Here is a 430-nt window from a genome sequence, read left to right as displayed (position 1 = left end):
TGACCTCTACGCCTTTGAATTCGCGCAGATGTACGGACAAACGGGCGGCCTCTTCATCGGTCAGCCTGAGCTTGAGTGGGATATTTTCAAATTTTCGATAGCTTTCGCGGTATTTTTTGAAGCGTTTTAAATCTGTCGGTGTGATATCGACATATTTTTTCAATGCTTCAATGACATCTTCCATCTTGCCTTCAATGCGGCTGGGAATAACTTCGAGCGAAAAGACTGGATAGTTTTTGGCCAAAGGAACGCCGTTGATATCGACGATTTCGCCGCGTACGGGCGGCGTTGGAATCAGGGTGATGCGGTTGCTCGATGCCTGACCGGAAAACTCGTTGTGTTGAGTCACTTGCAGGTAAAAGAACCGCGCCAGCAAGATGGAAAAGAAGATGACGATCAGGATAAAAGCAACGAGCAGGCGCAATAGGGC

General features: G+C 48.1%; 1 pseudogene. It reads right to left on the bottom strand.

The window, feature by feature from the left end:
* Positions 1 to 430, bottom strand: a pseudogene (locus tag ACTHS3_RS17060) (penicillin-binding protein 2); the annotation flags it as partial.

The organism is Neisseria sp. P0009.S007, from assembly GCF_051962515.1.
The sequence above is the reverse complement of the archived record's forward strand: the minus strand, read 5'-3'. Positions and strand labels throughout refer to the sequence as shown.